At 56.6% G+C, this 14,606-nt stretch carries 18 protein-coding genes; 6 read left to right on the plus strand and 12 right to left on the minus strand.

The features are described 5' to 3' along the window. The first annotated feature begins 420 nt into the window (after positions 1 to 420). From GKR98_08895 to GKR98_08905, 3 genes are all read left to right on the plus strand, one after another. Complete coding sequence (locus GKR98_08895) at positions 421 to 1,416, plus strand: transporter substrate-binding domain-containing protein (GenBank protein ID QMU58302.1); 996 nt, start codon at positions 421 to 423, stop codon at positions 1,414 to 1,416. A gap of 65 nt (positions 1,417 to 1,481) precedes the next feature. Continuing rightward, positions 1,482 to 2,615 carry an ABC transporter permease subunit gene (locus tag GKR98_08900; protein ID QMU58303.1) on the plus strand — a complete coding sequence of 378 codons (1,134 nt, stop codon included), beginning with the start codon at positions 1,482 to 1,484 and terminating at the stop codon, positions 2,613 to 2,615. Positions 2,616 to 2,640: 25 nt separating this feature from the next. Continuing rightward, positions 2,641 to 3,705, plus strand: a complete 1,065-nt coding sequence (locus GKR98_08905; GenBank protein QMU60035.1) for an ABC transporter permease subunit — start codon at positions 2,641 to 2,643, stop codon at positions 3,703 to 3,705. 320 nt (positions 3,706 to 4,025) lie between these two features. On the opposite strand, the gene GKR98_08910 is transcribed toward GKR98_08905, so the two are convergent. Then, positions 4,026 to 4,622, minus strand: a complete 597-nt coding sequence (locus GKR98_08910) for a hypothetical protein (protein QMU58304.1) — start codon at positions 4,620 to 4,622, stop codon at positions 4,026 to 4,028. A 192-nt stretch (positions 4,623 to 4,814) separates the two neighbouring features. Next, on the minus strand, positions 4,815 to 5,636 hold the full coding sequence (locus tag GKR98_08915; protein QMU58305.1) for a hypothetical protein: 822 nt from the start codon (positions 5,634 to 5,636) through the stop codon (positions 4,815 to 4,817). Positions 5,637 to 5,713: 77 nt separating this feature from the next. On the opposite strand from GKR98_08915, the gene GKR98_08920 reads away from it, so the two are divergent. Together GKR98_08920 and GKR98_08925 are read left to right on the plus strand one after the other, a co-directional pair. Continuing rightward, complete coding sequence (locus tag GKR98_08920) at positions 5,714 to 6,091, plus strand: VOC family protein (protein ID QMU58306.1); 378 nt, start codon at positions 5,714 to 5,716, stop codon at positions 6,089 to 6,091. Then, entirely contained in the window at positions 6,091 to 6,771 is a 681-nt protein-coding gene (locus tag GKR98_08925) for an HTH domain-containing protein (GenBank protein ID QMU58307.1), read from the plus strand. Before GKR98_08920 ends, GKR98_08925 begins: the two co-directional genes overlap by 1 nt. Here the strand turns inward: GKR98_08925 and GKR98_08930 are convergent. Next, complete coding sequence (locus tag GKR98_08930; protein ID QMU58308.1) at positions 6,768 to 7,127, minus strand: hypothetical protein; 360 nt, start codon at positions 7,125 to 7,127, stop codon at positions 6,768 to 6,770. The genes GKR98_08925 and GKR98_08930 overlap by 4 nt on opposite strands. A 2-nt stretch (positions 7,128 to 7,129) precedes the next feature. Next, positions 7,130 to 7,492 (minus strand): hypothetical protein, encoded by a 363-nt coding sequence (locus GKR98_08935; protein ID QMU58309.1) that lies wholly within the window; start codon positions 7,490 to 7,492, stop codon positions 7,130 to 7,132. Between GKR98_08935 and GKR98_08940 the strand changes: the two genes are divergently transcribed. Further along, a complete protein-coding gene (locus tag GKR98_08940) occupies positions 7,355 to 7,882 on the plus strand; it encodes a hypothetical protein (protein QMU58310.1) in 528 nt (175 codons plus the stop codon). The two genes, GKR98_08935 and GKR98_08940, sit on opposite strands and share 138 nt — an antisense overlap. A 176-nt stretch (positions 7,883 to 8,058) precedes the next feature. On the opposite strand, the gene GKR98_08945 is transcribed toward GKR98_08940, so the two are convergent. From GKR98_08945 to GKR98_08980, 8 genes are all read right to left on the minus strand, one after another. After that, entirely contained in the window at positions 8,059 to 8,640 is a 582-nt protein-coding gene (locus tag GKR98_08945) for a GNAT family N-acetyltransferase (GenBank protein ID QMU58311.1), read from the minus strand. After that, positions 8,640 to 9,899: an insulinase family protein gene (locus GKR98_08950; protein QMU58312.1), complete on the minus strand. Its 1,260-nt coding sequence runs from the start codon at positions 9,897 to 9,899 to the stop codon at positions 8,640 to 8,642. Before GKR98_08950 ends, GKR98_08945 begins: the two co-directional genes overlap by 1 nt. After that, positions 9,896 to 11,287: a threonine synthase gene (locus tag GKR98_08955; GenBank protein ID QMU58313.1), complete on the minus strand. Its 1,392-nt coding sequence runs from the start codon at positions 11,285 to 11,287 to the stop codon at positions 9,896 to 9,898. Before GKR98_08955 ends, GKR98_08950 begins: the two co-directional genes overlap by 4 nt. After that, positions 11,284 to 11,967: an SURF1 family protein gene (locus tag GKR98_08960; protein ID QMU58314.1), complete on the minus strand. Its 684-nt coding sequence runs from the start codon at positions 11,965 to 11,967 to the stop codon at positions 11,284 to 11,286. The genes GKR98_08955 and GKR98_08960 overlap by 4 nt, the downstream gene beginning before the upstream one ends. 88 nt (positions 11,968 to 12,055) lie before the next feature. Beyond that, positions 12,056 to 12,862, minus strand: coding sequence for a cytochrome c oxidase subunit 3 (locus tag GKR98_08965; protein ID QMU60036.1), 807 nt, complete (start codon positions 12,860 to 12,862; stop codon positions 12,056 to 12,058). Between the two features lies 1 nt (position 12,863). Beyond that, positions 12,864 to 13,454, minus strand: coding sequence for a cytochrome c oxidase assembly protein (locus tag GKR98_08970; GenBank protein ID QMU60037.1), 591 nt, complete (start codon positions 13,452 to 13,454; stop codon positions 12,864 to 12,866). 26 nt (positions 13,455 to 13,480) lie between these two features. Beyond that, on the minus strand, positions 13,481 to 13,669 hold the full coding sequence (locus tag GKR98_08975) for a hypothetical protein (GenBank protein ID QMU58315.1): 189 nt from the start codon (positions 13,667 to 13,669) through the stop codon (positions 13,481 to 13,483). Further along, positions 13,670 to 14,599, minus strand: coding sequence for a protoheme IX farnesyltransferase (locus tag GKR98_08980; protein ID QMU58316.1), 930 nt, complete (start codon positions 14,597 to 14,599; stop codon positions 13,670 to 13,672). Positions 14,600 to 14,606 lie beyond the last annotated feature (7 nt).

A 14,606-nucleotide genomic window follows, 5' to 3' on the forward strand; every position in this document is an offset into this window, starting at 1 on the left:
GTAAATTGCTCAATCCCAAATCCCTAGTTCAAACCAATTTCCTGCAAATTTTCGCTAACCAATGTCAAAATTGGGCATCCAAAGATCACAGGAATAGGCTCCAAATCATTTTGCCGACGTAATTGCTGCCGACGGCGCCGATCGAGTGCAGGTCTAATGTTCAAACGTCAATAAATTGTAGATACCTTGAAAATTCGTCCGCCGTTGATTGCTCGCATCTTCAACAATGCCGGTTTTTTCGAGGCAAACGCGGAGCAAAAGCGCTTTGAATCTAGGAATACCGCGCACCGGCAATAGTACTTATTGACTCATAAATAACCATGCGGCATTCTTAATACCGGAATAAACGTGCCAATATACAGAACAATAGATGGAGGAAACATATTTAAGAAACTATTAACAACTGGCGTCGCGGTGGCGATGCTGGGCGCCCTGCCGACCACTGCGTCAGCAGAAAGCGCCACAGTCGCAAAGATCGTAGAACGCGGCACAATGCTGTGTTCGGGCCACAACGGCTCTTACTTCGGCTTCATCGAAGTGAACGACAAAAACGAGTGGAAAGGTCTGGACATCGACCTTTGCCGCGCGCTGACAACTGCCATCCTGGGCGATCCTGACAAAGCGCAGATCGTTCCATTGAGCTGGGCACAGCGTTTCCCAGCCCTTCAGTCCGGCGACGTTGACGTTATCATTAAGGCCACTGGCTGGACGATGGGTCGCGACACCGAGCTGGGTCTTCAGTTCTCGGTCCCTTACTTCTTCGGTGGGACCCAGTTCATGGCCCACGGCGATCTGGGCATCACCCAAGCCAAGGATCTTGAAGGCGGCACAATGTGCGTTGAAGCCGGCACCACGCTGGAGCGCCTTGCAGCCAACTACCTGCAAACAATCGGCACTAGCGTAAACATGGTCAGCTACGAAAAAGCATCCGAGTTGCGCGCCGCTTATCTGGCAAACCGCTGTGACGCATTTGTTGGCTGGGGTCCAAACCTGGCCGTTCTGCGTGCGACGGAAATTGATAACCCAGATGCGCACATCATTCTGGACGACAAACTGTCTTCAGAACCAATCGCAGCAGCTATGCGTCAAGGTGATGAAGATTTCGTTGACGTTGTGAACTGGATGCTGGCAGCTCTTATGATTGCTGAAGAAGAAGGCATCACAAGCGCCAACGTTGCAGAGATGACTGCAAACCCTGCAAAACCACGGGCCGCACGTCTGTTGGGCGTCGATCCTGGCATGGGCGAGCGTCTTGGTCTGCGCGATTCTTGGGCCGCTGAAATGATTGCCGCAGTTGGCAACATGAGCGAAATCTATCACCGCAACCTAGGTGACGAGAGCCCATACAAACTGGACCGCGGATTGAACAATCTGTGGAGCCACGGCGGCGTTCTCTACGCTCCGATCCTCGACTAAGCCTTACCTGGCTATTTGATGGGCCGCCCAGAACGGGCGGCCCAATTTCTTCGACGGAGGCTTGCATGACCCCTGCAGAATTAAAGGCCAAGGCGAAACGCCGGCAAATGATCATTCAGGTCGCGATTGTCCTGATATCGGTCATTGCCATCTGGTCAGCAGTATCAAGCGCGCAAACAAACCTTGCGGCACTTGGCATTACCAGTGGATACGGATTTTTAGAACGCACAACGGGTTGGAGTTATTCCTTCTCGCTCATCGATCGTGACATCAACGACAGCTACGCGCGGACGTTGACCATCGGCTTCCTGAACACAATTTTTGTTGGTTTTATTTCTATTATACTGTCAACAATCCTTGGCTTCCTGATCGGAACGGCCCGGGATATGAAGAACCTGGCATTGTCGTCCGCCGCAGGCATATTCGTGCAGATATTCCGGAACATTCCTCTGATCCTTCAGTTGGTGTTCTGGTATGCGATCATGATCCACCTACCCGGTCCAAGGCAGGCCATGTCAGCTGGTGATGCCGTCTTCTTGTCGAACCGCGGTCTGATGACGCCCTTGCTGAATATCTCGTTGGGGTCGGCCTTTGTTCTAATGGCGATTGTTTTGGCGTTGTTGATCGTGTTGATCGTGCGCAAGGTGCCACCGCTGAAGGCGCTGGGTATCTGGGCCGGTGGCACAGTTCTGCTTTTAATCATCGCTGCAATTGCCTTTGTTCCAACCGATCTTCCGGCGATCTCTTACCCTGAACTTAAGGGTTTGCGCTTTGTCGGCGGACTGACGATCTCGATCGAGCTGGTCGCCATGATCGTTTCTATCGTGCTTTACGGATCGGCCTATGTGGCCGAAGTGGTGCGCGGTGGCTTGAAAGAGGTTCCAGTAGGGCTGGTGGAAGCTGGCCAGGCACTGGGCATGTCGCCCGCTGCCATCTGGTCGCGGGTGAAGTTGCCGATGGCACTTCGCACGATCATCCCGCCATTGGGCAACCAGTGGATCTTTATCATGAAGGCTACCACCATCGGCGTTGCGATCGGTTTTTCGGACCTGTTCTACATCGTGTCCACATCGATCACCCAGTCCGGCCAAACGCTTGAATTGATTGCGATCCTTATGGGCGCATTCCTTCTGGTCAACTTCTCGCTCGCGCAGTTCATCAACTGGCTGAACGCGCGGCTTCAACTGAAGGCGCACTGATATGGCTGTAGTCGACACAAATCCTATGAATGCGGGCTTTATTGAAAAGTTCACGACCATGTTAAAGCGGCGTGCCTTTGGCAACCGCCGTGACACGGTGTTGTCCATTCTGGTGTTCGGATTGCTAGGTTATATGGCCTATCTGATGCTGGACTGGGCGGTCTTCCGGGCGGTCTGGAGCGCGGAAGATGCCGATCAATGCGGTCATGGTATGGGCGCCTGCTGGTCGGTCATCGATGCGCGGCACCGGTTGATCTTGTTTGGCCTCTATCCCTTTGAGGAACATTGGAGATCTACGCTGGCTTGCGTTGCGATCATCGGCACGGTGATTGCCTCCTGCTTCCCATGGACCTGGACCATGAAGCGTCTGACGACCCTGTGGATTGTTGGTTTTGCGGCCTACTATCTGTTGATGGAAGGCAGCCTTCTGGGTCTTGAGCAAGTGACCACGGACCAGTGGGGCGGACTATCGCTGACGTTGTTCCTGTTTGCTTCGGTTGTCCTTCTGGGCATGCCGATGGGGTTGGGGCTTGCGCTGATGCGCCGCTCCGAGATGCCAGTACTACGCATCTTTGCATCGCTGGTCATCGACTTCATCCGGTCGCTGCCATTGCTGACAACCCTGTTCACAGCGGCTGTTGTGGTGCCGATCCTGCTGCCTGGTTGGTTGCAGGGTGACAAGATTTGGCGGGTGATCATTGCCTTTGCTTTGTTCTTTGCGTGCTATCAGGCCGAGGTCTTCCGGGGTGGTTTTCAGGCCATTCCAAAGGGTCAGTTCGAAGCCGGTAAAGCGCTGGGCATGAGCTATTGGCAAATCCTGTTCCGCATTGTTTTGCCACAGGTTTTCCGCCACGCGCTGCCAGCAACAATCAACATGGTTGTTGTGACATTCAAGGAAACCGCGATCGTGATCATCATCGGTTTCTTCGATATCCTGGCATCGGCAAACGCAGCCTTCGGGACGGCGCAATGGGCCCCCTATTACCTAGAGGTCTATGCCTTTGTAGGTGGCATCTACTGGCTGTTCATCTTCTCGTTGGGTCAATATGGCGAGTATCTGAAAGCGCGTATGAAGGTGTCCGAGCGCTAGACGCCCGACGAACCTGAACAACGCCAATGAACAAGGCGCGGCCCATATGGTGCCGCGCCTTGTTGCTTTTTGAGGCAGGTCTCTGGTCTACCGGGCGATGCGGTTATCAACTCCATAATCCTGCGCACGGACCAGACGGCGCCGCTTGCACCTTGGCGGCGTTAATCATCAACGCTCATTGGGCAAACTGCTGTGATTGGCCCTGTCTGTATCGCGTCGGTATCACGTCGGTGCCCAATCCAGCGAACGGCGCACTTCTTCAAACGTAAACAAAGCGCGCTAAACACTTTGGTAAGACATGGCCGACCATCAGCGCTGAACTATCTCTCGGTGACCTCGCGCAGAACTGCGTCGAAATCCTCGCCTACTTCCACGCGCCGGATCAGTTCCAACAACCCTTTCCGCCCTGCATGATGCTCGATCTGTGCAACTTCGGCCCGAGCCGCAGCATAAGTGTCGCCAACTCCCAGATCCCGAAAGGCATCATCCCACTGCCAGAAACGCTCGACTTGCCTCACGCGGGCACGCGCTGAATTTGATACGCCGTTTGCTGCAAGCGGATGATTGGCAACATGCGTGGCCAGCCCTTCGTCAAACCATGTCGGATAAGGCTGCCGGACCAGGTTCCGCAGCCCCATCGAACGATGCAGGCGCGAATGGGTAAGTTCGTGTGTCAGGGTTCCGATAGTCAAACCACCGGGGCTGACCATAACCACCTGATCGGCAATCGACAGACCATTCCCGCCAATCCCAAACGCCTCCGCACAAGATCGCGATGCGCAAAGAATGAGAGCCGGGTTGGTGGGCGTATCCTGAAAGAATTCTGCCACGCTCGCCCTGGACCTGCTGACCAACTGGACCAAGCTATCAGCGAGCCCCGGCGCATCGGTCCAGACATGCGGCGAAATTTCGGTCAAACCAAAGGCCTGCGGCAGGACTACACGGTGCGTGCCCGGAATAAAAAAACCCGCTACCACAGCGGCAAAAACGCTATTCGCGAGAAAACTAAAAAGGCGCGCGAGCATTAGAACACCAATCAAACAGACCGTTTTGGCATTTGTGCTGCCCCTGCTCCCACAAGTCCAGCACACCAACATTCGGAGCGCTACCTATCCGATCTCGTCAACGACGCCGCCGTCCCGGATTGCGTTTTCCTGCAATTTTGCCCGCGCAAAGCTGTAGAAGTCTTCCAGGCCATTGAAATACAAAGAGACACGCGCAATACGCCCATCTGTAAAGTGCAGTCGCAACTCTGCCCAGCTTTGCACCGTCTCGATCTTCACAAGATCCTTCCAGGCATGGATTTGCCAGCGTAACAACGGCGTCATTGCGATGACATGCTGATCGTCGAATTCAACTTCGATCAATGAAAAAACCATTGCGGCGTATAGACTAAAAAACAGCAATGGCGATGCGAACACCCAAATTCCGAAGGGTTCCTCTTGATACCAAAGCACAAGCAAAAGAGCACCCAACAACCCGAGTGATAGACCAACCATTGTCCACCTAGTCCCGGCAGACAGTTTGAGTTTCCATTGAGAGTCGTTGGCGTCGGCCCATAGCGACCACCGCGATTGATCACGCCCCAGAGCAAATAGGGCAGCCAGTGTTGCAGCGAAGGGTGGCATCAGAATGACGACGCCAAACAATTTCAGAAACATCGCCAGCCAGGGACCAGCGCGATAGTCGAACGGCATCCAACCGGGTCGCTCCAAAGGTTCCACTAAAATCAGAGCGATAACGATGAACACGCCCAATGATGCCGCCAGCCACAACAAGTTAATAAAGACATTCTTCATCACGTCGCCCGTCAAATCCGCCGCAGGTGCAATTGGTGGCCCATGAGTATGAGATACCATTGCCCCTGTCCAACCACGTCGTGACAGGAATGGACCGCGCCCCGCAATCCACCGCCAAGTCTTTTCCGGCATCGGGAAAGTTCCTGACACAAGGCTGTCAGGAGGGGTGTGCAACAAGGGCGCATTAACGCAATAAAGGAACGCTTGTTATGACCCATACTCCTGCCAATCCCGTCGTCTGGACCGAAATCCCTGTACGTGACATTGATCGCGGTATCGCGTTTTATAAGTCCGTGTTCGAGTTTTCACTCACCCGCGACGATACAGGCCCAAACCCGATGGCAATGTTCAAAGATGACATGAACGGCGTGTCCGGCCACCTTTACCCCGGTGAACCGGCGGCCTCGGGCAATGGCCCGACCATCCACATGGTTGTGCCCGACTCTCTGGAAGCAGCTGCAGATCGTTGCTGGAAAGCGGGCGGCACCATCAATGGCGATCCGATCCCATTGCCCTCGGGCCGCTTTCAATACGCGCTGGACCCTGATGGTAACTCCATCGGGCTTTATGAAGCGAACGCCGCCTGATGCGCAGGGCCGACCGTCTGTTTCAGATCGTTCAGTATCTGCGCGACGGTCGGCTCACCACGGCTGCCTCTCTGGCTGAACGGCTGGAAGTGTCCGAACGCACGATTTATCGCGATATTGCCGATCTGATCGGTTCGGGCGTGCCAATCGAAGGCGAGGCTGGCGTGGGGTATCTGATGCGTGAAGGCTATGACCTGCCGCCCCTGATGTTCACCAGATCTGAAATTGTCGCCCTTGTGGCCGGTGCCCGGTTGATCCGCGCCTGGGGCGGTGCGGCCATGGCCGAAGCGGCCGAAGAAGCCCTGGTCAAAATCCGCGCCGTTCTGCCCGAGGACGAACGCAATCAGGCCGCCGCGGTTCAGGTCCACGCCTTCCAGATGCCAATACTGGACGACGCCACGCGCGCGCGTTTGGACGTTCTGGAACAAGCTGTCGAGGCCCGAACCCGCCTTGCGGTAACTTACGAAACCGAAGACGGAACACAGTCGTCACGCATCATTCGCCCCCTTGGCCTGTGGTTCTGGGGCAAAGTCTGGACATTGGTCGCCTGGTGCGAATTGCGCAATGATTTCCGCATGTTCCGCGTTGATCGCATGGGCGACACCTCCCCCGAAGGCCCCTTCCGCCATGAGCGCGGCAAACGCCTTAGCGACTTTTATCCAACTCAACGCCGCCACTAAACGTCCTTCATCGCGATCCAGGCGCGAAAGATCGACAGCAACTCGCCTTCCAGCGCATCCAGCTCTTCCAAAGTGCCAATTTTGATCGTCCGCGCCTCTTTCCCGTCTCCCAACAGATGCAGAAATGTCCCCGGTATCTCTGCCCCCTTATGAAACATCAAACTGGCGTGCTTTTTCGATTTCGGAAAAAAGCTGGCGATGTTTCCCTTGTAGATGAACGTCGGCGCCTGCCATTTGATCGCCTCGTCCACCTCGGGCAATGCCTCCAACACCCGCTCGCGTAATGTTGCTACCACCGGCTTCATCGGGTTGTCGTAGGCCTCCAGCCAAGCATCCACGTCCGCATTCCGCCGCATGATTACGCATCATCCAGCGTCGTAATCAGCGAGGCAATCAACCCATCGCGGAACTGAAACCGATTGAGCCCCTGCCCCTGCCCACCGGGGATCGAGGGCGAATAACAGGTCCAGCCGATCTGCACCTCGCCGCCTTTCGTGTCGGCATGGCGCACCTCGATCCGCGTGTCCTCCATCGGCATCTCCCACCCCAAAGCCATCGCAGCAATGATCGCATCACGTCCTTCATGGCGACGAACCTCGCCGGTAAAGGGTTCCTCGTAAGTAGCATCTTCGGCAAACATCCCCCGCAAGGCCTCGGCGCCGGGACGACCGGCTTGCATTGCCAGAAAGAAATTGCTGATCTCAACAGAAATGGTGCTCATGGGTCAGGAAACCTCGCTATGAATGATGAAACGGCCATGGATATTCGCACGGCGGTCGCCGCCCTTGGTGATGGTGGATGGCAAGCCCTGCCGGCGCTGGCGCGTCTGGATGCAGACGGCCACCATCTGACCATCGACGTCGAGGCCAGCCGCAAAATCGGCACGCCTGTTGTCATCCTGAAGGATACCGTCCGCGCGCCCAAAGGACTGACACGCCGACAGGGCCAAATCGCATTGGCCATCGCCGACGGTCTTTCCAACGCCCAAATCGCCCAGAAATTCAGCCTCAGCCTTGCCACAGTCAAAGACCACGTCCACGCCATTCTGCAACGGCTGGGCGCAAAGCGCAGAGGAGAGGTCGCAAAGGCCTGTCATAGGTCCAAAACCTAATCCCTGCCCACACTGCCCGTAAATCCATCGAAAGATGGGGATCACCCCCAAACACCACCTTCTTCTGATCGAAAATACTCCGGGGGAATTGGCCAAAGGCCAAGGGGCAGCGCCCCAACCGAATTTTGACTTCAAAATTCGCCCACCGCGACGCGCAAAGCGCGGCGCAATCCCTATCAGTCGCCGACTTTCCCGCGCCGGTCCCCGCGCAGGTTGGCGTAAAGCACATGATTGCGCCAACGCCCATTAATCTGCAAATACGACTGGGCAACACCCTCGTATTTATAGCCGCATTTCTCCAACAACCCGCGCGAGGCCGCGTTCTCTGGCAAACACGCGCTTTCAATCCGAGACAGGTCCAGCACGCTGAACGCATGATGCACCAAAGCCGTCAAAGCCTCGCGCATGTACCCCTCGCGGGAATAGGCTTCACCGATCCAATATCCGATGGTTCCCGCTTGTGCCGGTCCACGGCGAATATGGTCCAGAGTAATCGCCCCCAACAGCCGACCATCTTCGCGACGGTTTAGGAACAACGGCAACGCGTTCCCCTGCGCCACGGACCGATTGGCCCAATACACCCTATTCACAAATGCCTTGCGCGACAGATGATCCGGTGACCATTTCGGTTCCCAAGGTGTCAGAAATTCAATGCTTTGCTGCCTCAACGCGGTCCAGTTGCGGAAATCACCATGCACTGGCGGGCGCAGAATCAATCGATCCGTATCTATGCGGACCTTGCGCCCAAAGTTCAGCATCAGGCCGCCAGCCGACCCGACAAATTGGCATAATCGGGTGCGCCCGCGACCGGCCCATACAGTGCCAACGCAGCACCGCCTGCGACGATGCCTGTGGCAAACTCCCGAACGTCCCCGGTGGTCACCGCATCAATCTGCCGAATGGTTTCTTCCAGGGACGGGACCCGGTCCCAAATTGCCAGCAACCGCGCCAAACGTTCGGCCCGGCTGGACGGGCTTTCCAGCCCCATCAGCAAGCCGGCCTTCATCTGCGCACGTGATCGCGCAATCTCTTCCGGTGTCATATCCTCGGCCGCGCGCTTCAACTCATCCACTGTCAGGTTCACCAAACCGCCCAGATCGTCCGCACCGGTCCCGGCATAGATCGTCATCAACCCGCTGTCAGCATAGGCTCCGGCCTGCGCAAAGATCGAGTAACACAGCCCGCGCTTCTCGCGCGCTTCCTGGAACAGCCGCGATGACATGCCGCCACCCAAAGCGGTCGAGAATATCTGCGCCGTGTATATCGACGGATCGCGATAGCCCGGAATTTCAAACGCCATTGCGAAATGCGCCTGCTCCAGATCCTTCTCTACGCGGCGCTCACCACGGGCAAACAGCGCCGCATCGGCCTGAACCACGTCATGGGCCGGTAGGTGGCCAAAGGCAGCTTCGGTCGCCCGCACTATATCGTCGTGATCCACAGCACCCGCAGCGGCCACGATTATGTTGCCAGGCGCATACCGCTCGGCCACAAAATCCGAGAGGTCTTTCGCCCCGAACGCCTCAACACGTTCAGCAGGCCCCAAGATCGTGCGCCCCAATGGTTGATCCGGGAAGGCCGTTTCCTGCAGCCAGTCGAAAATCACATCGTCCGGCGTATCATGGGATTGCCCGATCTCTTGCAGGATCACATGGCGCTCAACCTCGATCTCGCGCGGGTCAAACACCGGGTTCAGCACGATGTCTGAAATCACATCCAACGCCAGCGCCACGTCATCTTCCAGCACGCGTGCGTAAAATGCCGTCATTTCGCGGCTGGTATAGGCGTTGATATAGCCGCCCACGTTCTCAATCGCCTCGGCAATCTGAAACGCCGACCTAGTGGTCGTGCCTTTGAACGCCATATGTTCCAGAAAATGGGCCACGCCGTTTTGTTCGATCCGCTCGTGGCGGCCCCCGGCATTCACCCAGACACCAAGCGAGGCAGAATGGATCCCCGGCATATGTTCGGTTACGACGCGCACGCCATTGGCCATGCGATGCAATTCAACAGTCACTTAGCGCGTCTCTCCCGTATCAGCGCGGTTATGTCGCCCAAGTCATTGGCCACCCGCGTCACTCGTTCCGACCGTTGATAAAGGTCTCCCATCCGCTTGGGAAGGGGTGGGCGCACGCCCGTCGCCGCCTCAACAGCATCCGGGAATTTCGCCGGATGCGCTGTCGCCAAAGTGACCATAGGCGTGGCTGATGCGCTCTGTTCTTCCGACACCTTCACAGCCACAGCGGTATGAGGGCACAAGACTTCACCGGTGCGATCCCGCATTGCGGTGATCGTGGCACTGGTTTCCTGTTCCGAAGCACGTCCGGACTCGTAATGCTCCCGCAAGACGCCAATCGCACCCTGGCTGACCGGAAAGCCTTTACCGGTCTTCAACTCGTCCATCAATTGCGCCACAGCCCCGCCATCGCGCCCATAAGCATCGAACAAGGCGCGCTCGAAATTCGAAGACACCTGAATATCCATCGACGGGCTGATCGAGGGCGTCACGCCCTCTTTGGTATAGGCGCCGGTCTGGATTGTGCGATGCAGAATGTCGTTCTGGTTCGTCGCCACAACCAACCGTTCAATCGGCAACCCCATCCGCTTGGCAATATAGCCCGCGAAAATGTCGCCAAAATTCCCCGTCGGCACCGTGAACGATACCGCCCGCCCCGGCGCGCCCAAAGACATCGCCGACGAAAAGTAGTAAACCACCTGCGCCAGAACCCGGCCCCAGTTGATCGAATTCACCGCCGCAAGACGCACCTCGTCGCGAAACGCAAAATCGGCGAACATGTCTTTCACTGCCGCCTGACAATCATCAAAATCACCGTCCACCGCCAAAGCATGGACATTCGCCTCAACCGGCGTGGTCATCTGCCGCCGTTGAACCTCGGACACCCGGCCGTGGGGATACATGATGAAGACATCAACGTTATCCAGCCCCCGAAACGCCTCGATCGCGGCAGACCCCGTGTCGCCACTGGTGGCCCCGACAATCGTGACCTTCTCGCCCCGCCGCGCCAATGCTGCCTGAAACATCTGGCCGATCAACTGCATGGCGAAATCTTTGAACGCTAGTGTCGGTCCGTGGAACAGTTCCAAAAGAAAGTGGTTCGGCCCCAACTGCACCAGAGGCGCGCGTGCATCATGACCGAAGCCCGCATAAGCGCGCTCAATGATCCCGCGAAACTCGCCGTCCGTGAACGTGTCGCCGATGAAAGGCCGCATGAACCGAAACGCCTGTTCCTCGTAAGACATCCCCGCCATCGCCGCGATCTCATCTGCGCTCAACGTCGGGATGCTCTCCGGCACATAAAGCCCGCCATCGCGCGCCAGCCCGGTCAGCATCGTCTCTTCAAAATTCAGCGCCGGGGCTGCGCCCCGGGTCGACACATATCTCATTTGATATCCTCGCGGTCTGACCTCCTCATACGCCAAAGAAAAAACGCCGTCATCCCCGCCCAGACAATCGCCAGCCCGAACCACTGAACAGCATAGCCAAGATGGTTGTTGGGAATGCCCTCGCTGGTCACCGGCAATGGCGTCACGGCCCGGTCTGTTCCCGACACTGACCGTGCAATCACCAGCACCGGTTCGGTCTTCAAAACCTCGGCCATGAACGGCACATCCCGCGCGAATATCAGATTGTCAGACAAATCAGGCTCGGGGGTAAAACTATCCACTTCATCGGGCCAATGCAGATTGCCGACAACTTCCATCTCAACCACCGGCAACGCAGCACGCGCCGCAACCGGAACAAACCCCTCATCCAGCAACAACCGCCGCCCGGCAACCGTCTCAAAGACCGAGATCACCCTATAGCCAGCCCCGACCTGCTTAACCGACACCAAGACTTCCAAAGCCTCGCCCGTCGTGCGCCCCGACACCACCACCGGCAGGTATTTATCTGCAACCGGATTTGGCGCATCCGGCACCGCCACCGGAGCCGCCACAATGCGCGCATCGATCTCAGCCAGAACCGCCTCTTTCCAAGCCAGCCGCTGCACCTGCCAAACGCCAAAAGACGCCAGCACCAAAGTGCCAACGATGCCAAATATCAAGGGAAGGATAAGACGCCGCATGACAGCCTTTTAACCGAAAAGGCGCGAGACTAAACCCGCGCCTTCTTCTGATTAGAAATACTCCCGCCGGAGGCGAGAAATTCCTGTTTTACGCGCCCCAGATGTAGATCGCGGCAAACAGGAACAGCCAGACCACATCGACAAAGTGCCAATACCATGCGGCGGCCTCAAACCCGATGTGCTTTTCAGGTGTAAAGTGACCGGCCCGCAAACGCATATAGCAAACGAACAGGAAGATCGTGCCGACAACCACGTGGAACCCGTGGAAACCTGTCGCCATGAAGAAGTTCGCGCCATAAATATTGCCCGAGAACCCAAAGGCCGCGTGGCTATATTCATAGGCCTGAAAGACCGTGAACAGCACACCCAGCAATACCGCAATGATCAGGCCACTGGCGACGTCCTTGCGGTTATTCTCATGCGCCAGCGCATGGTGCGCCCATGTCGCCGCTGCACCCGAACACAACAGGATCAACGTGTTAATCAACGGCAGATGCCAGGGATCGAAGGTCTCAATACCAACCGGCGGCCAGATACCATCCACCGCAGGGCTGATCCCGTCTGGGTGCATCGGATAAATCGCGTGCTTGAAAAAGCTCCAGAACCAGGCCGAAAAGAACATGATCTCGGACATGATGAACAGGATGAACCCATAGCGCAGACCCAGACGCACAACTGGCGTGTGATCGCCAATACCGCTTTCGTTCACAACTTCGGACCACCAGGCGAACATCACGTAAAGCACGCCCGCAAAGCCGATGAAGAACAGAAACGGCGTTACATCGTGCATCCAGAGCACGGCGCCAAATAGCATGGCGAACCCGGACACGGCTCCGACAAAGGGCCAAACAGAGGGGTTCAGAATGTGGTAGTCGTGGTTTTTCTCATGCGCCATGTCAGAGGTTCCCTCGGGCATTATCGTTGTCATTGATTGTAACGGCTGCTTCCAAAGACTGATAGTCCTCGGGCAGGTCAGTTTCGTGGAAAGTATAGCTCAGCGTAATCACCGGCACGTGTTTGGCGTCCGCGTCTTCCAGAATTTCGGGGTCAACAAAGAAGCTGACCGGCATCATCACCCGTTCACCGGGCTGAAGCACCTGCATTTCAAAGCAGAAACACTGGATTTTCGAAAAATAGAGGCCCGCCGCAAAAGGTGCCACGTTGAAACTGGCCGTTCCTGCAATCACCCGGTCGGTCGGGTTGTATGCCTCGTAAAACGCCAGACCCTCTTCGCCGATGCGAATTTCCATCTGGGTTTCAACCTGTTTGAATTCCCAGGCCATCCCGGACTCGGTCGAAGCATCAAAGCGGATCTTAATGGTCTGTTCCAACGCCTGTTCCGGCGCGGCCGAGGCCACGTTCGTCTCGCCGCCCCAACCGGTCACCTTACAGAACCAGTCATACAGCGGCACCGAAGCCCAGGCCAGCGAGGCCATGAACACAACAACGCCAACCAGCTGCAACGCCGTCTTCTGCTTTGGCTCCATTGGGGTTTTAAAGTTTGGACTATCGCTCACGATGCGTCCTCGACTGTAACTTCCGGGCGTACTACATGGTCGTAACCCTGAAACAGTCCACCGTTGGTGACTTTCACCACCGTCAGTCCAAAAACCACGGCGATTAAGCCGGCCAAGGTCAGCCCAACACCTACGTTTCGCGACAACCGGCGCTTGTGAAGTTCGTGGGTGGCTTTGATCTCCATTTAAAGAACGCCCCCCATCCGCAGACCGGCATCAATCAGCAAGCCACTGAAATGCGCGAACAGATAGATCAGCGAAAACCAGAAGAAGGATTTCTCGACCTTATAGTCATCGGCTTCGGCCATTACCTCGTCACGCCGCCAGATGTCATAGGCCCCTTTCAGGAACCAGACGTTCATCACAATCGTGACGATCAATGTCACAGGCCCTGCGATGGGCGTCAGCGCCAACCAAAGCGCAACCGGCGCCAGCAGCGCCGTGTAAATCAGAATATGCCGCCGTGTCGCGGGTCGCCCATGGGTCACTGTCAGCATTGGCACGCCCGCATCGTCATAATCCGAGCGCATGAACAGCGCCAACGCCCAGAAATGCGGTGGCGTCCACATGAAGATGATGGCGAACATCAAAATTGCTTCCAGCGAAACGGAACCTGTCGCTGCGACCCAGCCGATCATCGGCGGGAACGCCCCGGCAGCGCCGCCAATCACAATGTTCTGCGGCGTCCAGCGCTTCAACCACATCGTGTAAACAACGGCGTAAAAGAAGATCGTAAAGGCCAGCAAACCCGCAGCTACCAGATTGGTTGCAAGCGCCAGCATCACAATGGAAATGCCCGAAAGCCCAATGCCAATGGCCAAAGCCTCGCCCGGGGCCACCCGTCCACTTGGAATCGGGCGCTTCGCTGTCCGGCGCATCACCGAATCAATGTCGGCGTCATACCACATGTTCAAAGCGCCCGAGGCACCCGCGCCCAGCGCGATGAACAGGATCGCGGCAAAGCCTTCAATCGGATGCAAAGACACCGGTGCCACCAGCAAACCCACCATAGCGGTGAAGACCACGAGCGACATCACCCGTGGTTTCAACAGCGCGACGTAATCCCCGAATGTCGGTTCATACTCGCGTGTTTCGCTGGCAGTCAGCTCGGCCATGCTTTCG

The sequence above is a fragment of the Boseongicola sp. genome (assembly GCA_014075275.1).
Lineage (GTDB): Bacteria > Pseudomonadota > Alphaproteobacteria > Rhodobacterales > Rhodobacteraceae.

What these genes read in the sequence shown, in the direction of transcription:
- GKR98_08895 (QMU58302.1), top strand. Translation starts at nt 421, where the DNA reads ATGCTGGGCGCCCTGCCGACCACTGCGTCAGCAGAAAGCGCCACAGTC.
- GKR98_08900 (QMU58303.1), top strand. Translation starts at nt 1,482, where the DNA reads ATGACCCCTGCAGAATTAAAGGCCAAGGCGAAACGCCGGCAAATGATC.
- GKR98_08905 (QMU60035.1), top strand. Translation starts at nt 2,641, where the DNA reads ATGAATGCGGGCTTTATTGAAAAGTTCACGACCATGTTAAAGCGGCGT.
- GKR98_08915 (QMU58305.1), bottom strand. Translation starts at nt 5,636, where the DNA reads ATGCCGGAAAAGACTTGGCGGTGGATTGCGGGGCGCGGTCCATTCCTG.
- GKR98_08920 (QMU58306.1), top strand. Translation starts at nt 5,714, where the DNA reads ATGACCCATACTCCTGCCAATCCCGTCGTCTGGACCGAAATCCCTGTA.
- GKR98_08925 (QMU58307.1), top strand. Translation starts at nt 6,091, where the DNA reads ATGCGCAGGGCCGACCGTCTGTTTCAGATCGTTCAGTATCTGCGCGAC.
- GKR98_08930 (QMU58308.1), bottom strand. Translation starts at nt 7,127, where the DNA reads ATGCGGCGGAATGCGGACGTGGATGCTTGGCTGGAGGCCTACGACAAC.
- GKR98_08940 (QMU58310.1), top strand. Translation starts at nt 7,355, where the DNA reads ATGGCGACGAACCTCGCCGGTAAAGGGTTCCTCGTAAGTAGCATCTTC.
- GKR98_08935 (QMU58309.1), bottom strand. Translation starts at nt 7,492, where the DNA reads ATGAGCACCATTTCTGTTGAGATCAGCAATTTCTTTCTGGCAATGCAA.
- GKR98_08945 (QMU58311.1), bottom strand. Translation starts at nt 8,640, where the DNA reads ATGCTGAACTTTGGGCGCAAGGTCCGCATAGATACGGATCGATTGATT.
- GKR98_08955 (QMU58313.1), bottom strand. Translation starts at nt 11,287, where the DNA reads ATGAGATATGTGTCGACCCGGGGCGCAGCCCCGGCGCTGAATTTTGAA.
- GKR98_08960 (QMU58314.1), bottom strand. Translation starts at nt 11,967, where the DNA reads ATGCGGCGTCTTATCCTTCCCTTGATATTTGGCATCGTTGGCACTTTG.
- GKR98_08965 (QMU60036.1), bottom strand. Translation starts at nt 12,862, where the DNA reads ATGGCGCATGAGAAAAACCACGACTACCACATTCTGAACCCCTCTGTT.
- GKR98_08970 (QMU60037.1), bottom strand. Translation starts at nt 13,454, where the DNA reads ATGGAGCCAAAGCAGAAGACGGCGTTGCAGCTGGTTGGCGTTGTTGTG.
- GKR98_08975 (QMU58315.1), bottom strand. Translation starts at nt 13,669, where the DNA reads ATGGAGATCAAAGCCACCCACGAACTTCACAAGCGCCGGTTGTCGCGA.
- GKR98_08980 (QMU58316.1), bottom strand. Translation starts at nt 14,599, where the DNA reads ATGGCCGAGCTGACTGCCAGCGAAACACGCGAGTATGAACCGACATTC.